The organism is Streptomyces sp. S.PNR 29, from assembly GCF_030386795.1.
Classification (GTDB): domain Bacteria; phylum Actinomycetota; class Actinomycetes; order Streptomycetales; family Streptomycetaceae; genus Streptomyces.
Genome location: NZ_JANUQM010000002.1, coordinates 811,993 through 837,434, shown reverse-complemented (window position 1 = coordinate 837,434; position 25,442 = coordinate 811,993). Strand labels below are relative to the sequence as shown.

Annotated in this window: 23 protein-coding genes and 1 pseudogene; 13 read left to right on the top strand and 11 right to left on the bottom strand. The window is 70.5% G+C overall.

The genetic code is table 11. The features are described 5' to 3' along the window. The first annotated feature begins 98 nt into the window (after positions 1-98). The 6 genes from NW895_RS08460 to thpD all read left to right on the top strand — a co-directional run bounded on the left by NW895_RS08460 (position 99) and on the right by thpD (position 5,270). A complete protein-coding gene (locus NW895_RS08460) occupies positions 99-1,199 on the top strand; it encodes an aminotransferase class V-fold PLP-dependent enzyme (RefSeq protein ID WP_289934833.1) in 1,101 nt (366 codons plus the stop codon). 75 nt (positions 1,200-1,274) lie between these two features. Further along, positions 1,275-1,802 carry a DinB family protein gene (locus NW895_RS08455; protein ID WP_289934709.1) on the top strand — a complete coding sequence of 176 codons (528 nt, stop codon included), beginning with the start codon at positions 1,275-1,277 and terminating at the stop codon, positions 1,800-1,802. A gap of 305 nt (positions 1,803-2,107) precedes the next feature. Then, positions 2,108-2,614, top strand: coding sequence for a diaminobutyrate acetyltransferase (ectA, locus tag NW895_RS08450; RefSeq protein WP_289934708.1), 507 nt, complete (start codon positions 2,108-2,110; stop codon positions 2,612-2,614). Positions 2,615-2,668: 54 nt separating this feature from the next. Beyond that, positions 2,669-3,940: a diaminobutyrate--2-oxoglutarate transaminase gene (ectB, locus tag NW895_RS08445; protein WP_289934707.1), complete on the top strand. Its 1,272-nt coding sequence runs from the start codon at positions 2,669-2,671 to the stop codon at positions 3,938-3,940. A 30-nt stretch (positions 3,941-3,970) separates the two neighbouring features. Further along, the gene (locus tag NW895_RS08440; RefSeq protein WP_289934706.1) at positions 3,971-4,369 is read left to right on the top strand and encodes an ectoine synthase; all 399 of its coding nucleotides are present in this window, start codon (positions 3,971-3,973) and stop codon (positions 4,367-4,369) included. Position 4,370: 1 nt separating this feature from the next. Then, positions 4,371-5,270, top strand: coding sequence for an ectoine hydroxylase (gene thpD / locus NW895_RS08435; protein ID WP_289934832.1), 900 nt, complete (start codon positions 4,371-4,373; stop codon positions 5,268-5,270). Between the two features lie 225 nt (positions 5,271-5,495). On the opposite strand, the gene NW895_RS08430 is transcribed toward thpD, so the two are convergent. From NW895_RS08430 to NW895_RS08415, 4 genes and pseudogenes are all read right to left on the bottom strand, one after another. Next, positions 5,496-6,545, bottom strand: coding sequence for an aminotransferase class V-fold PLP-dependent enzyme (locus tag NW895_RS08430; protein WP_289934705.1), 1,050 nt, complete (start codon positions 6,543-6,545; stop codon positions 5,496-5,498). 99 nt (positions 6,546-6,644) lie between these two features. Continuing rightward, entirely contained in the window at positions 6,645-7,358 is a 714-nt protein-coding gene (locus tag NW895_RS08425) for a DsbA family oxidoreductase (RefSeq protein WP_289934831.1), read from the bottom strand. Positions 7,359-7,434: 76 nt separating this feature from the next. Next, positions 7,435-7,793, bottom strand: a pseudogene (locus tag NW895_RS08420) (GNAT family N-acetyltransferase). Continuing rightward, positions 7,790-8,794, bottom strand: a complete 1,005-nt coding sequence (locus NW895_RS08415) for a helix-turn-helix domain-containing protein (RefSeq protein ID WP_289934704.1) — start codon at positions 8,792-8,794, stop codon at positions 7,790-7,792. Before NW895_RS08415 ends, NW895_RS08420 begins: the two are co-directional and overlap by 4 nt. A gap of 70 nt (positions 8,795-8,864) precedes the next feature. Between NW895_RS08415 and NW895_RS08410 the strand changes: the two genes are divergently transcribed. Further along, on the top strand, positions 8,865-10,244 hold the full coding sequence (locus NW895_RS08410) for an MFS transporter (RefSeq protein WP_289934703.1): 1,380 nt from the start codon (positions 8,865-8,867) through the stop codon (positions 10,242-10,244). Between the two features lie 3 nt (positions 10,245-10,247). Here the strand turns inward: NW895_RS08410 and NW895_RS08405 are convergent, their stop codons facing one another. After that, complete coding sequence (locus NW895_RS08405; protein WP_289934702.1) at positions 10,248-10,856, bottom strand: DUF1349 domain-containing protein; 609 nt, start codon at positions 10,854-10,856, stop codon at positions 10,248-10,250. Positions 10,857-10,911: 55 nt separating this feature from the next. Continuing rightward, positions 10,912-12,441 (bottom strand): aldehyde dehydrogenase (NADP(+)), encoded by a 1,530-nt coding sequence (locus NW895_RS08400; RefSeq protein WP_289934701.1) that lies wholly within the window; start codon positions 12,439-12,441, stop codon positions 10,912-10,914. Positions 12,442-12,593: 152 nt separating this feature from the next. On the opposite strand from NW895_RS08400, the gene NW895_RS08395 reads away from it, so the two are divergent. From NW895_RS08395 to NW895_RS08380, 4 genes are all read left to right on the top strand, one after another. Continuing rightward, positions 12,594-13,367, top strand: a complete 774-nt coding sequence (locus NW895_RS08395; protein ID WP_289934700.1) for an IclR family transcriptional regulator — start codon at positions 12,594-12,596, stop codon at positions 13,365-13,367. 3 nt (positions 13,368-13,370) lie between these two features. Continuing rightward, positions 13,371-13,841: a GNAT family N-acetyltransferase gene (locus tag NW895_RS08390; RefSeq protein ID WP_289934699.1), complete on the top strand. Its 471-nt coding sequence runs from the start codon at positions 13,371-13,373 to the stop codon at positions 13,839-13,841. 78 nt (positions 13,842-13,919) lie between these two features. Then, positions 13,920-14,891, top strand: a complete 972-nt coding sequence (locus tag NW895_RS08385) for a hypothetical protein (protein ID WP_289934698.1) — start codon at positions 13,920-13,922, stop codon at positions 14,889-14,891. After that, a complete protein-coding gene (locus NW895_RS08380; protein WP_289934697.1) occupies positions 14,888-16,138 on the top strand; it encodes a histidine kinase in 1,251 nt (416 codons plus the stop codon). The genes NW895_RS08385 and NW895_RS08380 overlap by 4 nt, the downstream gene beginning before the upstream one ends. Positions 16,139-16,187: 49 nt before the next feature. Here NW895_RS08380 and yjfF read toward each other — a convergent pair whose 3' ends face one another. From yjfF to NW895_RS08360, 4 genes are all read right to left on the bottom strand, one after another. Beyond that, entirely contained in the window at positions 16,188-17,210 is a 1,023-nt protein-coding gene (yjfF, locus tag NW895_RS08375) for a galactofuranose ABC transporter, permease protein YjfF (protein ID WP_289934696.1), read from the bottom strand. After that, positions 17,207-18,301: an ABC transporter permease gene (locus NW895_RS08370; protein WP_289934695.1), complete on the bottom strand. Its 1,095-nt coding sequence runs from the start codon at positions 18,299-18,301 to the stop codon at positions 17,207-17,209. The genes yjfF and NW895_RS08370 overlap by 4 nt, the downstream gene beginning before the upstream one ends. Beyond that, on the bottom strand, positions 18,298-19,836 hold the full coding sequence (locus tag NW895_RS08365; RefSeq protein ID WP_289934694.1) for a sugar ABC transporter ATP-binding protein: 1,539 nt from the start codon (positions 19,834-19,836) through the stop codon (positions 18,298-18,300). The genes NW895_RS08370 and NW895_RS08365 overlap by 4 nt, the downstream gene beginning before the upstream one ends. A 96-nt stretch (positions 19,837-19,932) precedes the next feature. Then, the gene (locus tag NW895_RS08360) at positions 19,933-20,937 is read right to left on the bottom strand and encodes an ABC transporter substrate-binding protein (protein ID WP_289934693.1); all 1,005 of its coding nucleotides are present in this window, start codon (positions 20,935-20,937) and stop codon (positions 19,933-19,935) included. A 691-nt stretch (positions 20,938-21,628) separates the two neighbouring features. Here NW895_RS08360 and NW895_RS08355 point away from each other — a divergent pair. Both NW895_RS08355 and NW895_RS08350 read left to right on the top strand, forming a co-directional pair. After that, positions 21,629-22,288 carry a response regulator transcription factor gene (locus NW895_RS08355; RefSeq protein ID WP_289934692.1) on the top strand — a complete coding sequence of 220 codons (660 nt, stop codon included), beginning with the start codon at positions 21,629-21,631 and terminating at the stop codon, positions 22,286-22,288. Between the two features lie 55 nt (positions 22,289-22,343). Continuing rightward, positions 22,344-23,795, top strand: a complete 1,452-nt coding sequence (locus NW895_RS08350) for a penicillin-binding transpeptidase domain-containing protein (protein ID WP_289934691.1) — start codon at positions 22,344-22,346, stop codon at positions 23,793-23,795. A gap of 98 nt (positions 23,796-23,893) precedes the next feature. Here NW895_RS08350 and NW895_RS08345 read toward each other — a convergent pair whose 3' ends face one another. Then, positions 23,894-25,345: an NCS2 family permease gene (locus tag NW895_RS08345; RefSeq protein WP_289934690.1), complete on the bottom strand. Its 1,452-nt coding sequence runs from the start codon at positions 25,343-25,345 to the stop codon at positions 23,894-23,896. Between the last annotated feature and the right edge of the window lie 97 nt (positions 25,346-25,442).

Below are 25,442 nucleotides of genomic sequence, written 5' to 3'. Positions count from 1 at the left end.
AACCGCCGGTCGGAGGGGGTCAAGGGGGTCCGGCTACCCTCGACTTCGTCTGCCCACAGCGACCGGAAACCACCCCCGTGAGCGAAGAGAGCATCGCCGTGACCCACCCCTTCCTGGACCTGGCCCCGCTGAGCGCCGACCGTTTCGCCTCCATCGAGGACCGGGTGGCGCGGCTGCTCGGCACCGAACAGGACGTCGTGATCATGCAGGGCGAGGCGCTGCTGCCCCTGGAGGGCGCGATCCGCTCCGCGTCCGGGCCGGGGACGACGGCGCTGAACGTCATCACGGGGCCGTACGGACAGACCTTCGGGAACTGGCTGCGGGACTGCGGGGCGACGGTGATCGACCTGCCGGTGCCCTTCCACACGGCGGTGACGGCCGACCGGGTACGCCAGGCCTTCGCCGAGCACCCGGAGATCGACTTCGTGTCGCTGGTGCACGCCGAGGCGGCGACCGGGAACACCAATCCCGTCGCGGAGATCGGCGAGGTGATACGGGAGCACGGCGCGCTGTTCTACCTGGACGCCGTGGCCTCCATAGCCGCCGAGCCGGTGCTGCCCGACGCGTGGGGCGTGGACCTGTGCGTGATCGGGGCGCAGAAGGCGATGGGCGGGCCCGCCGGGGTGTCGGCGGTGTCGGTGAGCGAGCGGGCGTGGGCGCGGATGGCGGCGAACCCGAGGGCGCCGCGCCGGTCGTATCTGTCGCTCCTGGACTGGAAGGAGCGGTGGATCGACGGCGGGCGCACGGCGCTGCTGCACGCGCCGGCGCAGCTGGAGATGCTGGCGCTGGAGGCGTGTGTGGAGCGGATCGAGGCCGACGGGCTGGACGCGGTGATGGCGCGGCACGCTGCGGCCGCGGCCGCCACGAGGGCCGGGGTCCGCGCGCTCGGCGGAGGGCTTGAGCCGTATGTGCACGAGGCCTCCGAGGCGGCACCGGTCGCCACGACGCTCCGGGTGCCCTCGGGAGTCGTGGCGTCGGAGCTGGTGGCCCGGGCCCTGGCGGCGGACCCCTCGTTGCCGCTGGCCGCGGGCGGGGGTGCGCTGGCCAAGGAGATGATCCGGGTCAACCACTACGGGGTCGACGCGACGCGCTCCGCCGTGCGGGCGTGCCTCGGGGCGCTGGGCTCCGCGCTGGGCGAGCAGGGACTGGACGTGGACGTGCAGGGGGCGCTGAGGGCCGTGGAGTCTGCCTGGCGGTAGCCGGCCGGCGGGGCGACGCGCCCAACGGGCCCCTTTTCCACGGCCGTTGTCACTGCCCCGTGCGATGCTTCCGACATGACCACCGACACCCCGCAGACTCTCCCCGACGGCCGCCCCATCCCCCTCATGACGGGTGACGAGCGTGCGATGCTCGAAAGCTGGCTCGCGTTCCACCGGGCCACGCTCGCGCTGAAGTGCGCCGGGCTGGACGACGCGCAGGTCCGGCTCGCGCCCGCCGAGCCCTCGTCGCTGACCCTGCTCGGGCTGGTGCAGCACCTCGCCGAGGTCGAACGGAACTGGTTCCAGCGGGTGGTCGGCGGGCTCGACGTACCGCCGGTCTTCGAGGAGGAGACCGGGTACGCGCTCGACCCCGGGCGGGGCCTCGACGAGGCGCTCGCGGTCTGGCGGCGGGAGATCGCGCGCGGGCAGGAGCTGTGCGCCGGGCGGTCGCTGGACGACACCGGGCGGATCGCCGACGGTCCGATGGCGGGTGTGGAGGTCAGTGTGCGCTGGGTGCTCATTCACATGATCGAGGAGTACGCGCGCCACAACGGGCACGCGGATATCCTGCGAGAGCGTATCGACGGGGTGACCGGGGCCTGAATTCCGCACCATTCTTTAATTCATTTCAGATCAGCTTCCCGTATTCTTCTGCCCGCTTTTCGCAGACCTAAACGCAAAGATTCTGCGAACGCCGGGCGGCGCAATTCGGGCAGGTCTTGTGAGGGTTACACGGTTGTGACGCGTTACACATCCGAATCGTTTCGCCCGGTAATTTCCGGACAAACCGCAGCGTAGCTCCGTCTTCTCGCGCGGACCCACGCGCCCGCGTGATAACACATGAGCCGCTCGTACGTAACCCCATCCGGCGATGCATTTTTGAATTTCCCTCGGTAAATTCAATTCGCATGACTGCCGCACAAGCAGACCTGCAAATCGACCGCCCGACGGTGGCGGACGGAGCCGCGCTGTGGCGGATAGCGAGAGACTCGAAGACCCTCGACCTGAACTCGTCGTACAGCTATCTGCTGTGGTGCCGCGACTTCGCCGCCACATCGGCCGTCGCGCGCGACGAGCGCGGTGAGCCGGTCGGCTTCATGACCGGCTACATACGGCCGGACCGCCCCGGCACCCTGCTCGTCTGGCAGGTGGCGGTGGACGAGGCGCACCGGGGACGCGGGCTCGCCGCCTCCCTGCTCGACGGGCTGGTCGCGCGGGCGGTCGCCGAGCACGCCGTGACCACCCTGGAGACCACGATCGCGCCGGGCAACACCGCCTCCGAGCGCTTGTTCACCTCGTTCGCCGAGCGGCGCGGTGCCCGCCTGGAGCGCGAGGTGCTGTTCGACGCGGGCCTGTTCCCCGACGGGCCGCACGACCCCGAGGTCCTCTACCGCATCGGTCCCCTCTCCCTCTGAACTTCCCCCCGACTCCCCCTGAACCTCCCCCCACGCACCGAGGAGCGATTCGTCGTGACCATCACCCAGCCCGACCTCAGCGTCTTCGAAACCCTGGAGTCCGAGGTGCGCAGCTACTGCCGCGGCTGGCCCACCGTCTTCGACCGCGCGCAGGGCAGCCGCATGTACGACGAGGACGGCCACGAGTACCTGGACTTCTTCGCCGGAGCGGGGTCGCTGAACTACGGGCACAACAACCCCGTCCTGAAACGGGCGCTGATCGACTACCTGGAGCGGGACGGCGTCACGCACGGCCTCGACATGTCGACGACGGCCAAGCGCGCCTTCCTGGAGTCCTTCCAGAACCTCGTCCTGCGCCCGCGTGACCTGCCGTACAAGGTCATGTTCCCCGGGCCGACCGGTACGAACGCCGTGGAGTCCGCGCTGAAGCTGGCGCGGAAGGTGAAGGGGCGTGAGGCCATCGTGTCGTTCACCAACGCGTTCCACGGGATGTCGCTGGGTTCGCTCGCTGTGACCGGCAACGCCTTCAAGCGGGCCGGCGCCGGAATCCCGCTGGTGCACGGCACGCCCATGCCGTTCGACAACTACTTCGACGGCCAGGTCCCGGACTTCCTGTGGTTCGAGCGGATCCTCGAGGACCAGGGCTCCGGCCTCAACAAGCCCGCCGCCGTGATCGTCGAGACGGTCCAGGGTGAGGGCGGCATCAACGTCGCCCGCGCCGAGTGGCTGCGCGCCCTGCAGGACCTGTGCCACCGGCAGGACATGCTGCTGATCGTCGACGACATCCAGATGGGCTGCGGCCGCACCGGCGCCTTCTTCTCCTTCGAGGAGGCCGGGATCGCGCCGGACATCGTCACCGTGTCCAAGTCGATCAGCGGCTACGGACTGCCGATGTCGCTGTGCCTGTTCAAGCCCGAGCTGGACATCTGGGAGCCGGGTGAGCACAACGGCACCTTCCGCGGCAACAACCCGGCCTTCGTCACCGCGACCGCCGCTCTGGAGACCTACTGGACCGACGGGTCGGCCATGGAGAAGCAGACCCGCAAGCGCGGCGAGCAGGTCGAGCAGGCGCTGGCCGCCATCGCCGAGGAGAACCAGGCCGATGTGGCGGAGTACCGGGGCCGCGGGCTCGTCTGGGGCATGGAGTTCCACGACAAGGACCGGGCGGGGCGAGTCGCACGGCGCGCCTTCGAACTCGGCCTGCTCGTGGAGACGTCGGGCCCCGAGAGCGAGGTCGTCAAGCTGCTGCCGGCGCTCACCATCACACCCGAGGAGCTGGACGAGGGGCTGAAGACCCTCGCCCGCGCCGTGCGCGAAACCGCGTGATCACACCCACCTAGGAGGCATCGCAGCACCGTGATTGTCCGTTCGTTCAAGGACATCGAAGGCACCGACCGGCACGTGAAATCCGCGTCCGGGACGTGGGAGAGCAAACGCATCGTCCTGGCCCGGGAGAAGGTCGGCTTCTCCCTGCACGAGACGATCCTGTACGCCGGTACGGAGACGTCGATGTGGTACGCGAACCACATCGAGGCCGTCGTCTGCGTGGAGGGCGAGGCCGAGCTGACCGACCACGAGACCGGGCAGACGCACACCATCACGCCCGGGACCATGTACCTCCTGGACGGACACGAGAGGCACACGCTGCGGATCAAGAAGGACTTCCGCTGCATCTGCGTGTTCAACCCGCCCGTGACCGGCCGGGAGGACCACGACGAGAACGGCGTCTATCCGCTGCTCACCGAGGAGGTGTGAGATCACCGTGACGACCACGACCGTCACCGACCTGTACCCCAGCCGCGGCACCACCGAGGTGTCGATCCCGCGTCAGGACCCGGTCGTCTGGGGCGCTCCCGACGCGCCCGGGCCGATCGAGCCCGCCGACCTCGGGGCGTTCGAGCGCGACGGCTTCCTCGCCATCGACGAGCTCATCACCGAGGACGAGGTCGCCGTCTACCAGCAGGAGCTGAACCGGCTGGTCACCGACCCGGCGATCCGGGCCGACGAGCGGTCGATCGTCGAGCCGCAGTCCAAGGAGATCCGGTCCGTCTTCGAGATCCACAAGATCAGTGAGGTCTTCGCGAACCTCGTGCGCGACGAGCGGGTCGTCGGACGGGCGCGCCAGATCCTCGGCTCGGACGTGTACGTCCACCAGTCGCGGATCAACGTCAAGCCGGGCTTCGGTGCCAGTGGCTTCTACTGGCACTCGGACTTCGAGACCTGGCACGCCGAGGACGGGCTGCCCCGGATGCGGACGGTATCCGTGTCCATCGCGCTCACCGAGAACTACGACACCAACGGCGGACTCATGATCATGCCGGGGTCGCACAAGACGTTCCTCGGGTGTGCGGGGGCCACGCCGAAGGACAACTACAAGAAGTCGCTGCAGATGCAGGACGCGGGCACGCCGTCCGACGAGGCGCTGACCAAGATGGCCTCCGCGTACGGCATCAAGCTGTTCACCGGCAAGGCCGGTTCGGCGACCTGGTTCGACTGCAACTGCATGCACGGCTCGGGCGACAACATCACGCCGTTCCCGCGCAGCAACGTGTTCATCGTGTTCAACAGCGTGGAGAACACGGCGGTGGAGCCGTTCGCGGCGCCGGTGCGGCGGCCGGAGTTCATCGGGGCGCGGGACTTCACTCCCGTCCGGTGAACCGATCCCGGCCGGGGGTCCGGGGGTCGGCCCCCGGAGAATGCAGCATCGGGGCGCGGGACTTCACTCCCGTCCGGTGAACCGATCCCGGCCGGGGGTCCGGGGCTCGGCCCCCGGAGAATGCAGCATCGGGGCGCGGGACTTCACTCCGGTGAAGTGATCGCGTGACATCAGACCGGGCGGGGCCTCCTTGTGTGGGACAGGAGGCCCCGCCCGGTCGTGTGGTCAGCCGGACAGCACGTCCAGCAGTCGGTCGACGTCGGCCGGGGTGTTGTAGAGGTGGAAGGCCGCCCGCAGATTGCCCGCGCGGTCGGACAGCTCGATCCCGGCCCTGCTCAACTCGGGCTGACGGTCGCCGAGTCCGGGCACGGAGACGATCGCCGAGCCGGGTGCGGACACGGGTGTGTGGCCGAGCTCCGCGAGCCCCGCGCGGAAGCGGTCGGCAAGGGCGAGGTCATGGGCGCGTACGGCGTCGACGCCGAGCTCCTCCAGCAGGGCCAGGGAGTGGCGGGCGCCGGCGTAGCCGAAGAGGGCGGGGCTCTCGTCGAACCGCCGTGCGGAGTGGGCGAGTTCCTCGACGGGGCCGTAGCAGGCGTCCCAGGGACGCTCCCCGGACACCCAGCCGGCGAACAGCGGGGTGAGCCCGCCGAAGTCCTCGGGGACGGTCAGGAAGGCCACCCCGTGCGGGGACAGGAGCCACTTGTAGGCGACGGCGGCGGTGTAGTCGTACACGCCCGCGTCCAGGTCCAGCCAGCCGGCGGCCTGGGAGGCGTCGACGTAGGTACGCGCGCCGTGCTCGCGCGCCGCCGCGCGGATCGCGGGCAGGTCGGCGATCCGGCCGTCGGCCGACTGGGCGGCGCTGACGGCGACCAGCGCGGTGCCGGGCCGCACCGACTCGGCGATCCGCTCCAGCGGCACGGCGCGCACCTTGAGGTCGCCGCGGACGTGGAAGGGGTTCACCACGGAGCTGAAGTCGCCCTCGGCGGTGATGACTTCGGCGCCCTCGGGCAGGGACGCGGCGATCAGCCCGCTGTACACGGCGACCGAGGCGCCGGCCGCCACCCTGCTGACGGGCACCCCGGTCAGGCGGGCGAAGGAGGCCCGGGCCGCCTCGACGTCCGCGAACATGTCGGTGTGCTGCCCGGCGGCGGCCCGCTCCAGGGCGGCACGCACGGCGTCCACGGTGCGAGCGGGGAGAAGCCCCTTGCTCGCGGTGTTCAGATAGGTGTTCTTCGGGGCGAACTCGGCACGGACGAGGGTCTCGAAGGTCTCCATGGGTCCACTCTGAGGCCCGGAGACCTCCCCGTCCATTGCGCATTTCTACGTCGATACGCGAAGGAGCGCTTATATATCGCCCCTGACCTGCGCATCCGCTCAGCGCTGCGGCACCGCGCACCCGTCCGGTCCGCACGCGTCCGCGTCACCGTCCTGGATCAGTGTCAGCGGCGACCGTTCGCCCCACGCCTGGCTCAGCGCCTGCGCGAAGACCTCGGTGGGCTGGGCACCGGAGACGCCGTAGGTCCGGTCGAGGACGAAGAAGGGCACGCCCCGGGCGCCGAGCTGCGCGGCCTCGCGCTCGTCGGCGCGCACCTCGTCGGCGTACGCGGCCGGGTCGCCGAGCACCTTGCGGGCGCGGTCCGCGTCGAGTCCGGCGGCGGCGGCCAGCTCCACGAGCCGCTCGTCGTCGTTGAAGACGGAGCGCTCCTCGGCGAAGTTCGCCGCGTACAGCAGGTCGAGCAGCTCCTCCTGCCTCCCCTGCTCCTTGGCGAAGTGGAGCAGGCGGTGCATGTCGAAGGTGCTGCCGTGGTCACGGCCCCGGGTGCGGTACGCGAGGCCCTCGGCGGCGGCCTGGGCGCCCAGGTTGTCCTCACCGGCCTCGGCCTGCGCCTCGCTCATGCCGTACTTCTTCGTGAGCATCGCGACGACCGGCTGGATGTCGTCCTTGGCGCGGCCCGGGTCCAGCTCGAACGACCGGTGCACCACCTCGACCTGGTCGCGGTGCGGGAAGGCGGCGAGCGCCTTCTCGAAGCGGGCCTTGCCCACGTAGCACCAGGGACATGCGATGTCGGACCAGATCTCGACGCGCAGGGTCACGGCTCTTCTCCAGGTCGTACGGGCACGGAGACTCTCTCCGGCTGGTACGTGAACATTCAAGCGGTCGGCTTCATTCCCGCCGGTGGTGGTCCTCCTCGGCGGGCGGGTGCTCGGGGCCCGGGACCCAGCCCTGCCGGGCGTAGAAGGCCTGCGCCCGCCGGTTGTCCACATGCACGTCGAGGACGGCCGTCCGCCTGCCGTCGGCCCGCCACGGCCGATGATGCGGCCCCGATCGACGACGCACGGCACGTGCCCGTCCGGCCGCGCGATGGCCATGCTCCAGGCGGCGAGCCAGTCGGTGCCGTCGTCGGGGAGGCCGTCCGGGCAGTACGTCGCCCGGGCCCGCGCGTGCAGGGCGGCGATGGTCTCCTCCTCGGCGGGCAGAGCGGCGCGGATCACTCGGTTGCCGGTCACGCGTTCGTCGATCACGCGAGGGAGGACGCGCCGGGGGCCGCCCCGCTTGCGAGGCGGGTGAACTGGGCGCGGTAGGCGCTGGGGGTGAGGCCGGTGCGGCGGACCAGGTGGGCGCGCAGGGAGTCGGCGGTGCCGAGTCCGCTGGCGCGGGCGACCTGGTCCATGGGGAGGCCGGTGGTCTCCAGGAGTTCCTTGGCGCGCTCGATGCGCTGGTGCAGCAGCCACTGCAGGGGGCTGACCCCGCTCTCGGCGTGGAAGCGGCGGGTGAGGGTGCGGACGCTGACGCCCGCGTGCCGGGCCAGGTCGGTGAGGGTGAGGGGCTTGTCGAGGTTGCGCATGGCCCAGCCGCGGGTGTCGGCGCAGGCGGTGCCGCGCTCGGGCGGCAGCGGGGTCTGGGTGAACTGGGTCTGGCCGCCCGGCCGTACGGGCGCGACGAGGGCGAGCCGGGCGACCTGGTTGGCGACGGCGGCACCGTAGTCGGTGCGGATCATGTGCAGGCACATGTCGATACCGGCGGCGTAGCCGGAGGAGGTCAGCACCTGGCCGTCCTGCACGTACAGCACGTCACCTTGCAGGTCGAGCGCCGGGTAGCGGTCCCGCAGCTCCTCCGCCAGCTCCCAGTACGTCGTGGCGCTGCGGCCGTCCAGCAGGCCCGCCTCGGCCAGCACGAAGGCGCCGCTGCAGATGGAGGCGATACGGCGGCCGGCGGCGGCCGCCGCGCGTACGGCGGCGACGGTGCGCGGATCCGGCGCGTACCGCTCGCCGGTGCCCGCGACGAGCACGGTGTCGGCGCCATCCAGGACGTCCAGTCCGCGGCCCACGTGGAGGTCCAGGCCGCCGGTCGTGGCGACCGGGCCGGGCTCCGGGGTGCAGACGGTGACCTCGTAGCCGGGGGCGCCGCCGACCTCGACCTTCGCGAAGAGCAGCTCGGGGATGGCGAGGTTGAACATCGACACGGGCGAGGGCGCGACGACGGCGACGCGGTGCGGTGTCCGCTTCCTCGGCTTGCTCAGCATGGCCAGAACCTCCGGATGCATGGCATTCGAGCCACTACTGTACGCGGCAGACGATCCGCAGCATGGACGCATGTCGACGAATCACCTGACGCGAGACGACCAACTCGCCGGAATCGGCGGGGCATCGGTACCCAAGAGCCCCTCCCCCGCGCTCACCCTCACCGCCGCCCTGCTCGGCTTCGCGCTGATCACCCTCGACGCGTCCGTCGTGAACGTGGCCCTGCCCGCGATCGGCGGCTCGCTCGGCGGCGGGATGTCCGGCCTGCAGTGGGTGGTGGACGCCTACACGCTCGCCTTCGCCGCGCTGATGCTGTCCACGGGCGCCTTCTCGGACCGGGCCGGGGCGAGCCGCGCGTACGCCCTCGGCATCACGGTGTTCACGCTCGCCTCGGCGGCCTGCGGGCTGGCCCCGAACCTCCCGGCGCTGATCGGCGCACGGGTGGTGCAGGGGGTCGCGGCCGCCGTGGTGCTGCCGGCCTCGCTGGCGCTGGTGCGGCAGGCGTACGCGGATCCCGCCCGCCGGGCGCGCGCGGTGGCCGCGTGGGCGGCGGGCGGCTCGGTGGCGGTGGCGCTGGGTCCGGTGGCGGGCGGCGCGCTGACGACGGCCTGGGACTGGCGGGGCATCTTCTTCATCAACCTGCCGGTCGGGGCGGTGGCGCTCGCGCTGCTGGTACGGGCCCCGCGCTCGCAGCGGCGCCCGGCCCCGCTGGACCTGCCCGGGCAGCTGACGGCGATCGTCGCCCTCACGGCGCTGACGTTCGCGGTGATCGAGGGCGGCACGACCGGCCTCGTGGCATCGGCGGTCGCGGTCGTGGCGGCGGCGCTGTTCCTCCGGATCGAGGCACGGCAGGCGCACCCGGTGGTCCCCCTCGGTCTCTTCCGCAGCCGGAACGTGTCCGTCGCGGTCGCGGCGGGGGCGGCGTGCAGCGTGGCCTTCTACGGCGTGGTGTTCCTCTTCTCCCTCTTCTTCCAGCAGGTGCAGGGGCGCTCGGCGCTGTACGCCGGCTTGGTGTTCCTGCCGATGAGCGGGCTGATCGGCGTCACCAACCTCGTGTCGGGCAAGCTGGCGGGGCGGTACGGACCTCGGCTGCCGATGCTGGCCGGGCAGGTGCTCGCCGCGGCCGGGCTGCTGGGGCTGCTGTACGTCGACGGCGGAACGTCGCCGGATGCCGTGGCCGCCCTCCTCGTACCGATGGCCGTCGGCTGCGCCCTGACGGTCCCGCCGCTGACGGCCGCGATGATGGACGCGGTGCCGGCCGAGCGGGCGGGGCTGGCGGCGGGCGTGCTCAACGCGGCGCGGCAGGTGGCCGGCGGGCTGGGGATCGCCGTGTTCGGATCGCTGGTCGCCGACGGGTTCGAGGCCGGTATGCGGATGTGCCTGGCGATCAGCGCCGCGCTGTTCGCGGCCACGGCCACCGCGACCGCGAGGCTCCGCCGGACCGTGGCCTGACCCTCAGCTGCCGTCCCTCAGATCCTTCGGCCAGTCCGGCCGGAACTCGATGTGGTCGTACGTGACCACGCAGCCCTCCCCCATGGGCGACTGGGTCATGAAGCCGACCAGGGCGGCCCCGCTCTCCTTCTCCTCCCCGAGGGTGAAGAGGCGCACGAAGGTCCAGCGCTCGCCGTCGCGGGAGGCGTGGAAGGCGAAGGCACGGCCGGTGCGGCTCACCCGCAGCCAGACCGAACTGCCGTCTACCGTGAAGGAGTTGGCGTCGTCGGAGTGTCCCCGGGTGACCACCGTGCAGACGGTGGGCACGGCCGGGGAGTACTCCAGGCAGAGCTTGGCCCAGGCCCGCTCGCCGACATGGACGTAGAGGACCCCGGCGTCGAAGGCCCCGGCGAATCCGACGGTGACCCGGGCGATCAGCTGGAAGTCCCCTTCGGGCGCCCCCAGCAGCCGCGGCGCGTCGGAGGCGGGGTCCAGCGCCTCACCGGTGGGCGGGACGAACCGGTCCTGCCGAGGGCCCGCCCAGCCGGTGAGGACGCCGTCCTCGTAGGACCAGTGCCCGTCCGGGCCGTAGCTGCGGAGGGGAAACGGGAGTTCGGGGAGTTTCATGTCCATGACCAAAGTCTCCCGGTTTCCCTTGTCTCCGTGTGGTGTTCGTCCGCGTCGGAGCTCAGCGCTCAAGACGCCCGTTGAAACGGCGGGGCAGCCCCAGCGGGTTGTCGTCCCGGAGTTCCGCGGGAAGCAGCGCCTCCGGCGTGCTCTGGTACACCACGGGCCGCAGCCACCGCTCGATCGCCGTGCCGCCGACCGAGGTGGACGTCGAGGTCGTGGCGGGGTACGGGCCACCGTGGTGCTGGGCCGGGGCGACCGCGACGCCGGTCGGCCAGCCGTTCACGAGCACGCGACCGGCCAGCGGCGTCAGCGCCTGCACGAGTTCCGCACCCCGGCCCTCGCCGGCCGCCTCGTCCGAGGAGAGCTGAACCGTCGCCGTGAGGTTGCCCGGCAGCCGGGACAGCACGGCCCGCACCTCGGCCTCGTCCTCGTAGCGGGCCACCACGGTGACCGGCCCGAAGCACTCCTCCAGGAGCAGGTCGTGCTCGCCCTCCTGGGCCAGCCGGCTCGCCGGCACGGTCAGGAATCCGGCGCTGACGGTGTGCTCACTGCCCGCGCCCGGTGTCACCGGGGACTCCACGTCGGGCAGCTCGACGCGCTCGGCGACACCGGCGATGAAGTTGTCGCGCATGCGGTGGTCGAGGAGGACCCCGGCCTCGGTGTCGCTGACGGCGTCGGTCAGGGACTTCAGCAGGCGGTCGCCCGCGTCGCCGGACGGGGCGAGCACGAGGCCCGGCTTCACGCAGAACTGGCCGACGCCGAGCGTCATCGAACCGGCCAGCCCGGCGCCGATCGTCTCGGCCCGCTCGGCGGCGGCGGCCTCGGTGACGACGACGGGGTTCAGGGAGCCCAGCTCGCCGTGGAAGGGGATCGGGACCGGACGGGCGGCCGCCGCGTCGAACAGGGCACGGCCACCGCGGATCGAGCCGGTGAAGCCGGCCGCGGAGACCAGCGGGTGCTTGATCAGCTCGATACCGGCCTCGAAGCCGTGGACCAGGCCGAGGACGCCCTCGGGGATGTCGTGCCGGGCGGCGGCCCGGCGCAGCACCTTGGCGACCAGCTCGGACAGGGCCGGGTGGTCGGGGTGGGCCTTGACGACGACGGGGCAGCCGGCCGCGAGAGCGCTGGCGGTGTCGCCGCCGGCGACCGAGAAGGCGAAGGGGAAGTTCGAGGCCGAGTAGACGGCGACGACTCCGAGGGGCACCTTGTAGCGGCGCAGGTCCGGGATCGGCGGGGTCGCGGTGTCGTCGGGGTGGTTGATGACGACGTCGAGGAAGGCGCCCTCGTCGACGATGTCGGCGAAGGCCCGCAGCTGGTAGCAGGTGCGGGCGAGCTCACCGGTGAGCCGGACCGGGCCGAGCGCGGTCTCGGCGTCGGCGGTCTCGACGAGCCAGTCCTTGGCCGCCTGGAGCTCGTCGGCGGCGGAGCGCAGGAAGGCGGAACGGACGCCGCGGTCGGCGAGGGCGCCCTGCGCGGCCCGCGCGGCACGGACGGCGGCGTCCACCTCCTGGGCTGTGGCCTCCACCGCAACCTGTTCACGCTGCTTCCCGGTACGGGGGTCGACACTCCAGACTGGTGCTGCTGCCACCGCGGGTCCCTCCACGTTTGATGCCGCATGCAATGCCGCAGTACGTACGGACTCACCAGGGACGTTCGATATGCTGAACACTGTCTCTGATGATGAATATGCTGTCGGAGACTATATCTCCAGGTTCGCGTCGAACGAAGGGGTCATGGGCGATGGCGGCAGGCGAGACAGGCGGTGGGGCGCAGGTCAAGTCCGCGGTGCGGACCGTTGAGCTGCTGGAGTACTTCGCAGGCCGGCCCGGTATGCACTCCCTCGCGGCGGTCCAGGAGGCCGTCGGCTATCCGAAATCCAGCCTCTACATGCTGCTGCGCACGCTGGTCGAGCTCGGCTGGGTGGAGACGGACGCGACGGGCACACGGTACGGCATCGGCGTACGGGCGCTGCTGGTCGGTACGTCGTACATCGACGGCGACGAGGTGGTCGCCGTGGCCCGGCCCACGCTGGACCGGCTCTCCGACGACACGACGGAGACCATTCACCTCGCCCGCCTGGACGGCACGAACGTCGTCTACCTGGCCACCCGCCAGTCGCAGCACTATCTGCGCCCCTTCACACGGGTCGGCCGCCGCCTCCCCGCGCACTCCACGTCACTCGGCAAGGCGCTGCTGAGCACGTACTCCGACGAGCAGGTCCGCAAGATGCTGCCGGAGACGCTGCCCGCGCTCACCGAGAACACGATCACCGACCGGGAGAAGCTCATCGAGGAGCTGCACCAGGTGCGGGAGCAGGGCTTCGCCGTGGACCGCGAGGAGAACACGCTGGGGCTGCGCTGCTTCGGCGTGGCGATCCCCTACCGCACACCGGCCCGGGACGCGATCAGCTGCTCGGTGCCGGTGGCGCGGCTGACGCCGGCCCACGAGCAGATGGTGAAGGACGCGCTGTTCGACGCGCGGGACCGACTGACCCTGGCGACCCGGAGGCTTTGATCGATGCGAGTGGCGCTTCGTGAGGTGCACGACAGCGACCTGCCTGTCTTCTACCGGCAGATGAACGACCCCGAGTCCCAGTACATGGCGGCCTTCGTCCCCGAGGACCCGGCCGACCGGGACGCCTTCGACGCCCAGTGGAAGAGGATCCGGTCCTCGGACGCCGTCGCACGGACGATCCTGGCCGACGGTGACGTGGTCGGCAGCGCGGCGGTGTACGGGGAGCCGGGCGAGCGCGAGGTCACCTACTGGGTGGACCGGGCGTACTGGGGGCAGGGCGTGGCGACGGCGGCCCTGCGCGGCTTGCTGACCGAGGTGCCGGAACGCCCGCTGTACGCGCGTGCGGCCGCGGACAACGAGGGGTCGATCCGGGTGCTCCGGAAGTGCGGCTTCCGGCTCACCGCGACAGCCACGGGCTACGCCAACGCCCGGGGCGCGGAGATCGACGAGGTCGTGCTGACGCTGGAGGGCTGAGGCCCCTCCCCCGTCCGGCGGAGGCGGATCGTCGCCGCGCAGGAGGTGCCCCGGCCGCCGGCGCGCCAGGGTGGACGCATGACGCAGTCACTCGCCACCCCGGCCGCACTCCATGCCGGTCTCAGCCGGGCGCGCCGCCTCCTGCGGACCGCCGCCGTCGTCTCGTGCGTGCCCTACCTCGCCCTCAAGGCCGCCTGGATCGCCGGCAGTCACGTCGGCATCCCGGAGGGCAGCCCGCTGCTGGAGCACCGGGCGACCACGGTCGTCGTCAACGGGCTCACCGTGCTGCTGGACAGCGCCGTGATCGTGCTGGCCCTGGTGCTGACCCGGCCGCGGGGGCTGCGGATGCCCGCGTGGCTGCCGGCGTTCCCGATGTGGGTCGCCACCGGGCTGCTCGCGCCGATCATGGCGGGGTTTCCGCTGCAGCTGCTGGGGAGGATGCTCGGCGGTGGCGGCTCCGGGGACTCCCCGCGCACCGGGGACGAACCCTTCCTCCACGACTGGGTGTTCACCGTCGTGTACACCGGGTTCATCGTCCAAGGACTCGCCCTGGGCGCGCTCTTCGTGCTCTACGCCCGCGACCGCTGGGGGTATCTGTGGCGCGGGCGGGTGTGGGAGCTGCCCGTCGGTACGGTCGGCGCGGCACAGCGGTTCACCGCCGTGGCCGCCGCCGTACTCGCCCTGTTCCCCCTCGGCGTCCACGTCCCGCGGGCCGGCGGTGACGTCCTGGAGGCCCTGTTCGTCCTCTTCCTCGCCGCGGCCGTCACCGGCGGCTGCCTGCTCGCCTTCCGCCGCGGACGTGCCCTGCCCGTCGCGGTGCCGCTCGCCCTGGCCTGGGTCGGCTCCGGTGCCGTGACCTGCTGGGGCGGCTGGCTGTCGCTGGCCTCGCTCGGCGGCGGGGGCGACATCGCCGGCCGTCCGACACAGCTGATGAACGTCGCCTACGCTGGCCAGATGATCGTCGGCATCCTCGTCAGCACCGTCGTGGCGTACTCGTTCGCGGAACGGTCGGCCGGGGCGGCCCGGTCCGTGCGCCGGCCATCGGCGTGAGAGCGTTCGCCCGCCTCCTGTTCGGCCGGCGGGCGCGCCGCCGCTGGATCCATCTGATCCTCGGCGGTGCGCTCGCCATGCCGTATGTGTTCGCCGGCGAGGTCGTCATCGGCCCGGCGACCGGCGCCACCAACGTCTTCGGGTCCTTCCCCCTCCAACTGGCCGCGTTCGCTGCCGGGTTGCCGCTCGCCGCCGTCACCTCCCTGTTCCCGCTGACCCGGCCCCTGGAGGCGGGGGTCGTGCGGTGGCTGTGCGGTGTCGACGCGGACCGGCTCGCCTACGGGCCCGCCCGGACGCGGGGCGAGAAGGGGCGTACGGCGGCCTGGTTCACGCTGCATCTGGGGTGCGGCGGGATCATCGCCGGGATGTCGCTCGCGGTGCCGCCGTTCGCGGTGGTGCTGATCGTGCTGCCGTTCGCGGGCCTGTGGGGCAGTCGGCTGGGGCTGCCCGAAGTCTTCGGCCACGCCTGGGCGTTGGCGCTCGCGCCGGTCGTGGGCGTGGCCTGCCTCGTCGCGCTCGCCGCGTGCGCGGCCGGCTGCGGCGCCCTGCTCGCCCGCTGGGCGCCGGCGCTGCTCGGCCCGAGCCCCGAGGACCGGCTCGCGGCCGCCGAGGCGCGCGCCGCCGACCTCGCCGTACGCAACCGGCTCGCCCGCGAGCTGCACGACTCCGTCGGTCACGCCCTGAGCGCGGTCACGCTCCAGGCGAGCGCGGCACGCCGGGTCCTCGACAGCGACCCGGAGTTCGTCCGGGAGGCCCTCGCCGCCATCGAGGACACCACCCGGCGTACGGTCGGCGAACTCGACGCCGTGCTGGGCGTGCTGCGGGACGGCGACGCCCCCGGCACAGCTCCGGCGCCCACGCTCGCCGCCGACCTCGACGGCCTGCTGCGGCGCACCCGCGCGGGCGGGCTCCAGGTGACGGCCGACATCAGAACGTCCCCTCAAGCCCTGCCGCCGCGGCTCTCCCGCGAGGCCTACCGCATCGTGCAGGAAGGGCTGAGCAACGCCCTCAAGCACGCCGGTGACCGCGTCTCGGTCGCGCTGCGGATCGAGGTCGCCGACCAGCACCTGGAGATCACCGTCGACAATCCCCTCGGCACCGCCATCGGCTCCCGCCCCGGCGGCGGCCACGGCCTGCGCGGTATCGCGGACCGGGCCCGGCTGCTGGGCGGCACCGCGGAGGCCGGTGCCGTGGAGGGCACGTGGCGGCTGCGCGTACGGCTGCCCGTCACTCACCCGGGACGGTAGTGGCCGGGCTCGCACGACGGAGCAGCGCCGCCGGTCACGGCCCCCGCTGTCAGGTCTTCTGGCGGGACGTCATGGTGCGCTGGATCAGGATGAAGGCGCACAGCAGCACACCGGTGGCGATCTTCGTCCACCAGGAGCTGAGCGTGCCCTCGAACGTGATGATGCTCTTGATCAGGCCGAGCACCAGCACACCGAAGAGTGTGCCCAGCACATAACCGGAACCGCCGGTCAGCAGGGTGCCGCCGATGACCACCGCGGCGATGGCGTCGAGTTCCATGCCGACGGCGTGCAGCGGGTCGCCCGACTGGATGTACAGCATGAACAGCAGACCGGCCAGGGCCGAGCAGAAGCCGCTCACCGTGTACACGGCGATCTTCGTGCCGCCCAGCGGAAGACCCATGAGCAGAGCCGACTGCTCGTTGCCGCCGATGGCGTACACGCGGCGTCCGAAGCGGGTGTAGTGGAGCACGTAGCAGGCGACGCCGAGGACGACCAGGGCCACGACGGCGCCGATCGAGAGGTCGCCCAGGCCCAGCGACACCCGCGTCTGGGCGAGGCTGCTCACCGAGGAGTCGCTGATGGAGATCGACTCCTTGCTGATGACCAGGCACAGTCCGCGGAAGAGGAAGAGCCCGGCGAGGGTGACGATGAACGGCTGGATCTCGAAGTTGTGGATCACATAGCCCATCAGGAAGCCGCCGAAGGCGCCCACGCCCAGCGCGAGGGGGACCACCAGCACCAGCGGCAGCCCCTGGCGTTCCACCAGCCACGCCGTGAACATGGTGGTGAAGCCGATCAGCGAGCCCACGGACAGGTCGATGCCACCGGACATGATGACGAAGGTGGCACCGATGGCGGCCACCAGCAGATAGCCGTTGTCGATGAACAGGTTGAGGAACACCTGGGGTTCGGCGAACCCGTAGTTCTGGTACCGGCTGAGGCCGCCGAGGTACATGGCGATGAACAGGGCGGCCGTGACCAGGACGGGCAGACGCCTGTCGCCGAGCACGCGCGTGGCACGGGAGGCGGTGCCGCTCCGCGCTGCCTTGGGGGTCTGGGTGGTCGCGCTCACTGCGACACCTCCATCTTCGGGGCGGCGTCGGCCGCCGGAGCGGGCTCCGCCGGGGCGGCGTCCCGGCGCGGACCCTTCAGGCCCTTCGCGCCGAAGACCTTGGCCCGGAACTTCGGGGACTGCAGCAGGCAGACGACGATGACGACAGCGGCCTTGAAGACCAGGTTGGTCTGGGTCGGCACGCCGATGGTGTAGATCGTGGTGGTCAGGGTCTGGATGACGAGGGCTCCGATCACCGTGCCGCCGATGGAGAACCGGCCGCCGAGCAGCGATGTGCCGCCGATCACCACGGCGAGGATCGCGTCCAGCTCGATCCACAGACCGGCGTTGTTGCCGTCCGCGGCCGAGGTGTTGGAGCTGATCATCAGCCCCGCGATGCCCGCGCACAGCGCGCAGAAGACGTAGACCATGACCTTGATGCGCGTGGACCTGATGCCCACCAGGCGGCTGGCCTCGGCGTTTCCGCCGACCGACTCGACCAGCAGGCCGAGTGCCGTGCGCCGGGTCAGCGCCACGGTGACGGCCACGACCGCGGCCACCACGAAGATGGAGAAGGGCAGCGTCAGCCAGTAGCCGCCACCGATCAGCTTGTACGGGTCGCTGTTGACGGTGATGATCTGGCCGTCGGTGATCAGCTGGGCGACACCGCGCCCGGCGACCATGATGATCAGCGTGGCGATGATCGGCTGGATGCCCCTCTTGGCGACCAGGAAGCCGTTCCACAGGCCGCAGACGACCGCGGCGAGCAGCCCCAGCCCCACGGCGACGAGCACCCCGGACACGGCGTTCTGGTCGGCCTGGTCGCTGATGTACCAGCACGACAGGGCCCCGGTGATGGCGACCACGGCGCCGACGGAGAGGTCGATGCCGCCGGTCGCGATGACCAGGGTCATGCCCACCGCCACCAGGATCAGCGGTGAGCCGAACAGCACGATGGAGACGAGGCTGCCGTAGAGGTGGCCGTCCGCCATCCGGATCGAGAAGAAGCCGGGCGTGAAGGGGACGTTGACGAGCAACAGGACGACCAGGACCGCGACCGGCCAGAACAGGTGGTGGCGCGTCACTGCTCGCCATCGGGAAGTGGTGGTCACTGGTGTTCTCCGCTCGCGATGGTCTCGAGGATCTTGCTGGTGGTGATCTCGGGCCCGTTGGTGAGCCGCGCCACCAGCCGGCGGTCGCGCAGCACTCCGATGGTGTGGCTGAGCCGGAGCACCTCCTCCAGTTCGGCCGCGATGTACAGCACGGACATGCCGTCCTCGGAGAGGGACACCACCAGCTTCTGGATCTCCGCCTTCGCGCCGATGTCGATGCCGCGCGTCGGCTCGTCCAGGATCAGCAGCTTCGGCTGGGTGATCAGCCAGCGGGCGAGCAGTACCTTCTGCTGGTTGCCGCCGCTGAGCTGCCCTACCCGGGCCTCCGGGTCGGCGGGGCGGATGTCCAGCGCCTTGATGTACTTGGCGACGAGTTCGTCGCGCTGGGAGGCCGGTATGGGCCGGGTCCAGCCGCGGGCCGCCTGGAGGGCGAGGATGATGTTCTCGCGCACGGTCAGGTCGGGGACCAGCCCCTCGGTCTTGCGGTTCTCCGAGCAGAACGCGACCCCGGCGCCGATGGCGTCGTTCGGGGCGTGCATGGGGACCGGCTTGCCGCCGATGGACACCTTGCCGCTGTCCGGCTGGTCGGCGCCGAAGAGCAGGCGGGCGAGCTCGGTGCGGCCGGATCCCAGCAGGCCGGCGAGTCCGAGCACCTCACCCTTCTTGATCTCCAGGTCGAAGGGGGCGATCCCGCCGCTGCGGCCGAGCCCCTCGGCCCTGACCAGCGTCTCGCCGACGTCGGAGTGCATCTGGTGCTCGTGCAGCTCCTCCAGCTGGTCCAGGGCCTTGCCGATCATCAGCTCGATCAGGCCGACCTGGTCGAGGTCGCGGACCATGTGCTCGCCGACCAGCGTGCCGTTGCGCAGGATGGTCATCCGGTCGCAGACCTCGTAGATCTGGTCCAGGAAGTGCGACACGAACAGGATCGCGACGCCCTCGTCCCTCAACTGCCGCATCAGACGGAAGAGTTCGAGGACCTCTTCGCGGTCGAGGCTGGAGGTCGGCTCGTCGAGGACCAGCACCTTGGTGCCGGATCCCTCGCTGCCCCGGTCCCCGGTGCCCACCGACCGTACGATCGCGACCAGTTGCTGCACGGCCAGCGGGTACGAGGACAGCGGCGCGGTGACGTCGATGTCGAGCCCGAGCCGGTCGACCAGCTCCGCCGCCTCCGCACGCATCCGCTTCCACTGGATACGGCCCGCGCGGGTGGGTTCACGCCCGATGAAGATGTTCTCCGCCACCGACAGGTTGGGGCAGAGGTTGACCTCCTGGTAGACCGTGCTGATGCCGGCCTGCTGCGCCTGCAGCGGGCTGCCGAACCGTACGGACTCGCCGTCGAGGGTGATCGTGCCGCCGTCCAGCGAGTAGACGCCCGTCAGTACCTTGATCAGCGTCGACTTTCCGGCGCCGTTCTCGCCCATCAGGGCGTGGATCTCGCCCGGGAAGAGCCGGAAGTCGACGCCCGACAGAGCCCTTACCCCCGGAAACTCCTTGATTACGCCCGTCATCTCCAGGACGGGCCGCGGCTCTGCCATGGCAGCGCTCCTCATGAAATGGTTCAGGTCCGCAGGGAGCCTCTCGACCGAGGGGTCTCGGTCGGCCGGAGGCTCCCTGCCGGCGGGTGCGGTCGGTCAGTACTTGCGGGTGGGGAGCGCGTCCTTGGCCTGGTCCTGCGTGAAGTCGCTCTCCTTGGTCTTGATCCACCGCTCGACCTTCTCGCCGTTGTGGACCTTCTTCACGACCTCCATCAGCTGGGGGCCGAGCAGCGGGTTGCACTCGACGATGCCGTTGATCTTGCCCTGGGACATGGCGACGAAGCCGTCCTTCACACCGTCGATCGAGACGATGAGGATGTCCTTGCCGGGCTTCTTGCCGGCCGCCTCGATGGACTGGATGGCGCCGATGGCCATGTCGTCGTTGTGCGCGAAGAGCACGTTGATGTCCGGGTTGGACTGCAGGAAGGCCGCCATGACCTGCTTGCCGCCGGCGCGGGTGAAGTCGCCGGTCTGGCTGATGACGATCTTCCAGTCGTCCTTGTGCTCCGCGTCCATGACCTCCTTGAAGCCCTTGGCGCGCTCGATCGCCGGGGCGGCACCGGTGGTGCCCTCCAACTGCGCGATCTTCACGGGGCCCTTGTGGCCGGCCTTCTGCAGAACCTTCTCCAGCATGCGGGCGGCGCGCCGGCCCTCGTCCGTGAAGTCGGAGCCGACCAGGGTCACGTACAGGGACGGGTCGGACGTCTCCACGGAGCGGTCGGTGAGGACCACCGGGATCTTCTGGGCCTTGGCCTCCTTGAGCACCGCGTCCCAGCCGGTGACGACGACCGGCGAGAAGGCGATGACGTCGACCTTCTGCGCGATGTAGCTGCGGATGGCGGAGATCTGGTTCTCCTGCTTCTGCTGGGCGTCGGAGAACTTGAGGGTGTAGCCCGCCTCCTTCGCGGCCGACTTCACCGAGTCGCTGTTGGCGGTCCGCCAGCCGCTCTCCGAGCCGACCTGGGAGAAACCGAGGGTGATCGCCTTGCTGCCGCCGGCCGAGGAGCTGGACGCGCCGTCGTCCTTCTTGGCGCAGGCCGTGAGTCCGGTCGCAGCCGCCACACCGACCGCCGCGGTGAGGAAGTTCCTTCTGTTGAGCATGCTTCTTCTCCTTCGTAGAGCCGGCCCGGGCACGGGACGCGGTTGCGTGAGCTCGGTTCTGACGTCCCGTCGGGAACCGTGCAAGCGATGTCGTTCTATGGACCGGCCAACGTTCGAAATACTGAACATGCGTGGGCGGTGCCGTCAGAGGTGGTCGGAGCCCGCCGGGCCGGCGAGCGGGACGGACTCAAGGTCCTGGCGAACCGTGTTCAGCGGAGGGGCGAAGTACTCCGGCTCCGGGGCACAGGAGAACCCGACCCCCGCTGCGCGCCAGGGAGATGCTGCTTTGCGCCGGATGTGCCACGGCCCTACCCCCTGAAGTGGTCAATGAATGCGGAGGTCATATGAGCGCCCACTGTTCCCGCCGGTCAAGAGGTAGCGCCAGAAGCGGGCCATCACGTTTGGGTAACGCGGGGCGGCGGGCGGCGGCGAGGGGCCGCTGGTCACGGCGCGCAATCACCTTTTCGGCAAACATGTTGACGCTCGGCGTGCGTGGCCCTATTTTCACCACTGAACGAAGGATCGAACTACGTACGAAATCCCGGACCGCAGGGCCCCCATGACGGTCCGTCCCCGCACGCCGCCCCCGCCCGTCGACACCGTGGCGCTCCCTACCGCGCCCCCGAGAGCGCGGTTCCTCAACGCACTGGAAACCTTGGGCTCCTGACACGTAGCCGTTGAAGGGACCCGCATGACCCGCCCACCGATCCGCGTCGTCCTCGCCGACGACGAGCGCATGGTCCGCACCGCCCTGCGCGCGATCCTCTCCGCCGAAGAGGACCTGGAGGTCGTCGGCGAAGCGGCGACCGGGGCCGAGGCCGTGTCCGTCGTGCGGGACCGGAGACCCGACGTCGTCCTCATGGACGTCCGTATGCCGGAGATCGACGGCATCCGCGCCACCGAGCAGATCCTCGCCACGGTCGGCGATCCGCCCCGGATCGTCGTCGTGACCACCTTCGAGAACGACTCCTACGTCTACGACGCCCTGCGCGCCGGAGCCGCCGGGTTCCTGCTGAAGCGGGCGGACGCCGACACGCTCGTCCAGGCGGTACGGCTCGTGGCGCGCAGCGACACCCTGCTGTTCCCGTCGGCCGTGCGCACGCTCGCGGCCGAGCACACGCGCGCGCGGCGCACGCCTCCCGGCTGGGTGGCGAAGCTCACGGAACGGGAGAGCGAGGTGCTGCGGCACATGGCGGACGGACTGACCAACGCCGAGATCGCCCGCCGTATGGAGGTCGGCCCCGCCACGGTGAAGACGCATGTGGCGTCGGTGCTGGCCAAGACCGGCACCCGGGACCGTACGCAGGCGGTGATCGCGGCCTACGAGGCCGGTTTCATGAACGCCGGATGAGAAAAAGGGGCGGAAGGGAACGTTTCGATCCGGCTGGTTCGTCTAGCTGAACGGGATGAACAAGACGATCAGGCGCGCATCGGTCTTCGCGCTGCTCCTGACGCTCGCTCTGCTGGTCAGAGCGACCTGGGTGCAGTTCTACGACGGCCAGGCACTCGCGGACGACAAGGACAACCGGCGCAACGCCATCGAGACCTACTCGGAGCCGCTCGGGAACATCATCGTGGCCGGCAAGTCGATCACCGGCTCGGCACAGACGGAGGACAGCGACCTCAAGTACAAGCGCACGTACACGGACGGCCCGCTGTACGCGGCGGTGACGGGCTACGCCTCACAGGCCTACGCGCCGACGCAGCTGGAGGGCATCTACCAGGCCCTCCTCGACGGCACGGACACCCGCCTGAAGACGGTGATGGACACGGTCACCAACCAGCGGGCCGAGCCGGGCAACGTGGTCACGACGATCGACCCGGACGTGCAGAAGGCGGCGTACGAGGCTCTCGGCGACAAGAAGGGCGCGGCCGTCGCGATCGACCCGAAGACGGGCAGGCTCCTCGGGGTGGTGTCGACGCCGTCGTACGACCCGACGTCGCTGACCGACGCCAACACGGCCGGGACGGCCTGGACGAAGCTCACCAAGGACCCGGAGAAGCCGCTGACCAACCGCGCGCTGCGGCAGCCGCTGCCGCCGGGCTCGACGTTCAAGCTGGTGGTGGCGGCGACCGCGCTGGAGGACGGTCTGTACTCGTCGGTGGACGAGAAGACCGACAGCCCGGACCCCTATCGGCTGCCGGGCACCACCCGCGACCTGTCGAACGAGAACCCCGACGCCCCCTGCACCAACGCCACGATCCGCACCGCGCTGCAGTACTCCTGCAACAACGTCTTCGCCAAGATGGCCGTCCAGCTCGGCGAGGACAAGGTGAAGGCGATGGCCGACAAGTTCGGCTTCAACAACGACGAGCAGGACGTGCCGGTGCGGGCCTACACGAGCCTGTACCCGTCGGACATGGACGAGGCCCAGACGGCCCTGACGGGCATCGGCCAGTTCGACGTGACGGCGACACCGCTGCAGATGGCCATGGTGTCGGCGGCCATAGCCAACGGCGGCAAGCTGGTCTCGCCGCATATGGTGTCGCAGATCACCGACAGCGGCGGCGATGTGCTGGAGGACTACGACGACAGCGCGGAGACGAAGGAGATCGTCAGCTCCTCGACCGCCGGACAGCTTCAGTCGGCGATGCAGACGGTCGTCGACAAGGGCACGGGCACGAACGCGCGGATCCCGGGTGCGACCGTGGGCGGCAAGACGGGTACGGCCCAGCACGGCGAGAACAACAGCCAGGTGCCGTACGCCTGGTTCACGTCCTATGCCAAGGCGGGCGGCAAGGAGGTCGCCGTGGCGGTCATGGTCGAGCAGTCGAACGCGGCCCGCTCGGAGGTCAGCGGCAACGGCCTGGCGGCGCCGGTCGCCAAGGCGATGATGGAAGCCGCGCTGAAGGACTGAACCTCCGCCGTCCGAGAAGCGTCTGACCCTACGGGCCGCCCCCTCCCCCCGGGGGCGGCCCGTCGTCCTTCACACCCGGGGCTTTGCCGCCCGAGGGCCTACTTCACACCCAGGACCTGCTCGATCGGGTCGATCGCGAAGTACACCAGGAACAGCACCGAGGTCCCCCACAGCAGCCAGTGGACCTCCTTCGCCTTGCCGAGGACCGTCTTGATCAGGACGTAGGCGAGGAAGCCGGCGCCGATGCCGTTGGTGATGGAGTACGTGAACGGCATCACGGCGATGGTCAGGAACGCCGGGATGGCGATGTCGTACCGGTCCCAGTCGATGTGCTTGACCTGGGTCATCATCAGGAAGCCGACGGCGACGAGGGCCGGGGCGGCCGCCTGGAGCGGGACGATGGTGAGCAATGGCGTGAGGAACAGGGCCAGTCCGAAGAGACCACCCGTGACCAGGTTGGAGAAGCCGGTGCGCGATCCCTCGCCGACGCCGGCCGCCGACTCGATGTAGGAGGTCGCGGAGGAGGCGGAGGCCGCGCCGCCGGCGACCGCGGCGGCACCGTCGATCAGCAGCACCCGGCCGAGGTTCGGGACCTTGCCCTGCTCGTCCAGGAGCCCGGCCTCGGCGCTGATGCCGACGACCGTGCCCATGGTGTCGAAGAAGTCGGACAGGATCAGGGTGAAGACCAGCAGGACCACGGTGATGACACTGGCCTCGCCGAACGCGCCGAACAGGCTGAAGTGACCGATCAGCCCGAAGTCGGGGGCGTCGACCAGCTTGTCGGGCCACGCGGGTGTGGTCAGACCCCAGGTCTTGATGTCGGCGACGGAGTTGATGACGATCGCCACCAGCGTCATGGTGACGATGCTGATCAGGATGGCGCCCTTGACCTTCCGGGCGAGCAGGCCGATCGTCAGCAGAACGCCGAGGCAGAAGACGAGGATCGGCCACCCGGTGAGCGTGCCGGAGCCACCCAGCTGCACCGGCACGGTGGTGTTCGCCGCGTCCGGGATGCGGCTGACGAACCCGGCGTCGACGAAGCCGATGAAGGCGATGAACAGACCGATGCCGACGCTGATCGCCTGCTTGAGCGGTTGCGGGATGGCGTGCATCACGGCCTCGCGCAGCCCGGTCACCACCAGTACGCAGATCAGCAGGCCTTCGAGAACGATCAGGCCCATCGCGTCGTCCCAGCTCATCAGCGGGGCGATCTGGAAGGCGACGACGGCGTTCAGCCCGAGACCGGCGGCGAGCGCCAGCGGCAGATTGCCGCCCAGGCCCATGATGATCGTCATGACCGCCGCCACGAGAGCGGTGGCCGTGGTGAGTTGGACCGCATCCAACTGGTGACCGAACTTGTCCTTCGCGCTGCCGAGGATGATGGGATTCAGGACAAGGATGTAGGCCATCGTGAAGAAGGTGGCGAATCCGCCGCGTATCTCCCGGCCGAAGGTGGACCCCCGCTCGGAGATCCTGAAGAACCGGTCGACGCTGTTCACCGGGGGCGGTACGGCGCCCGGCCGGTCTGTCACCTTCTGCGCTTCGGACATGGCTGCTGCTCCTTGTTGCCTGATGATCGGTGTGCGGATGCTGGCTGGATTGTTCCCTCGCTGAACCGCATTCAGGTTTTCTCCGTGTTACGGAATC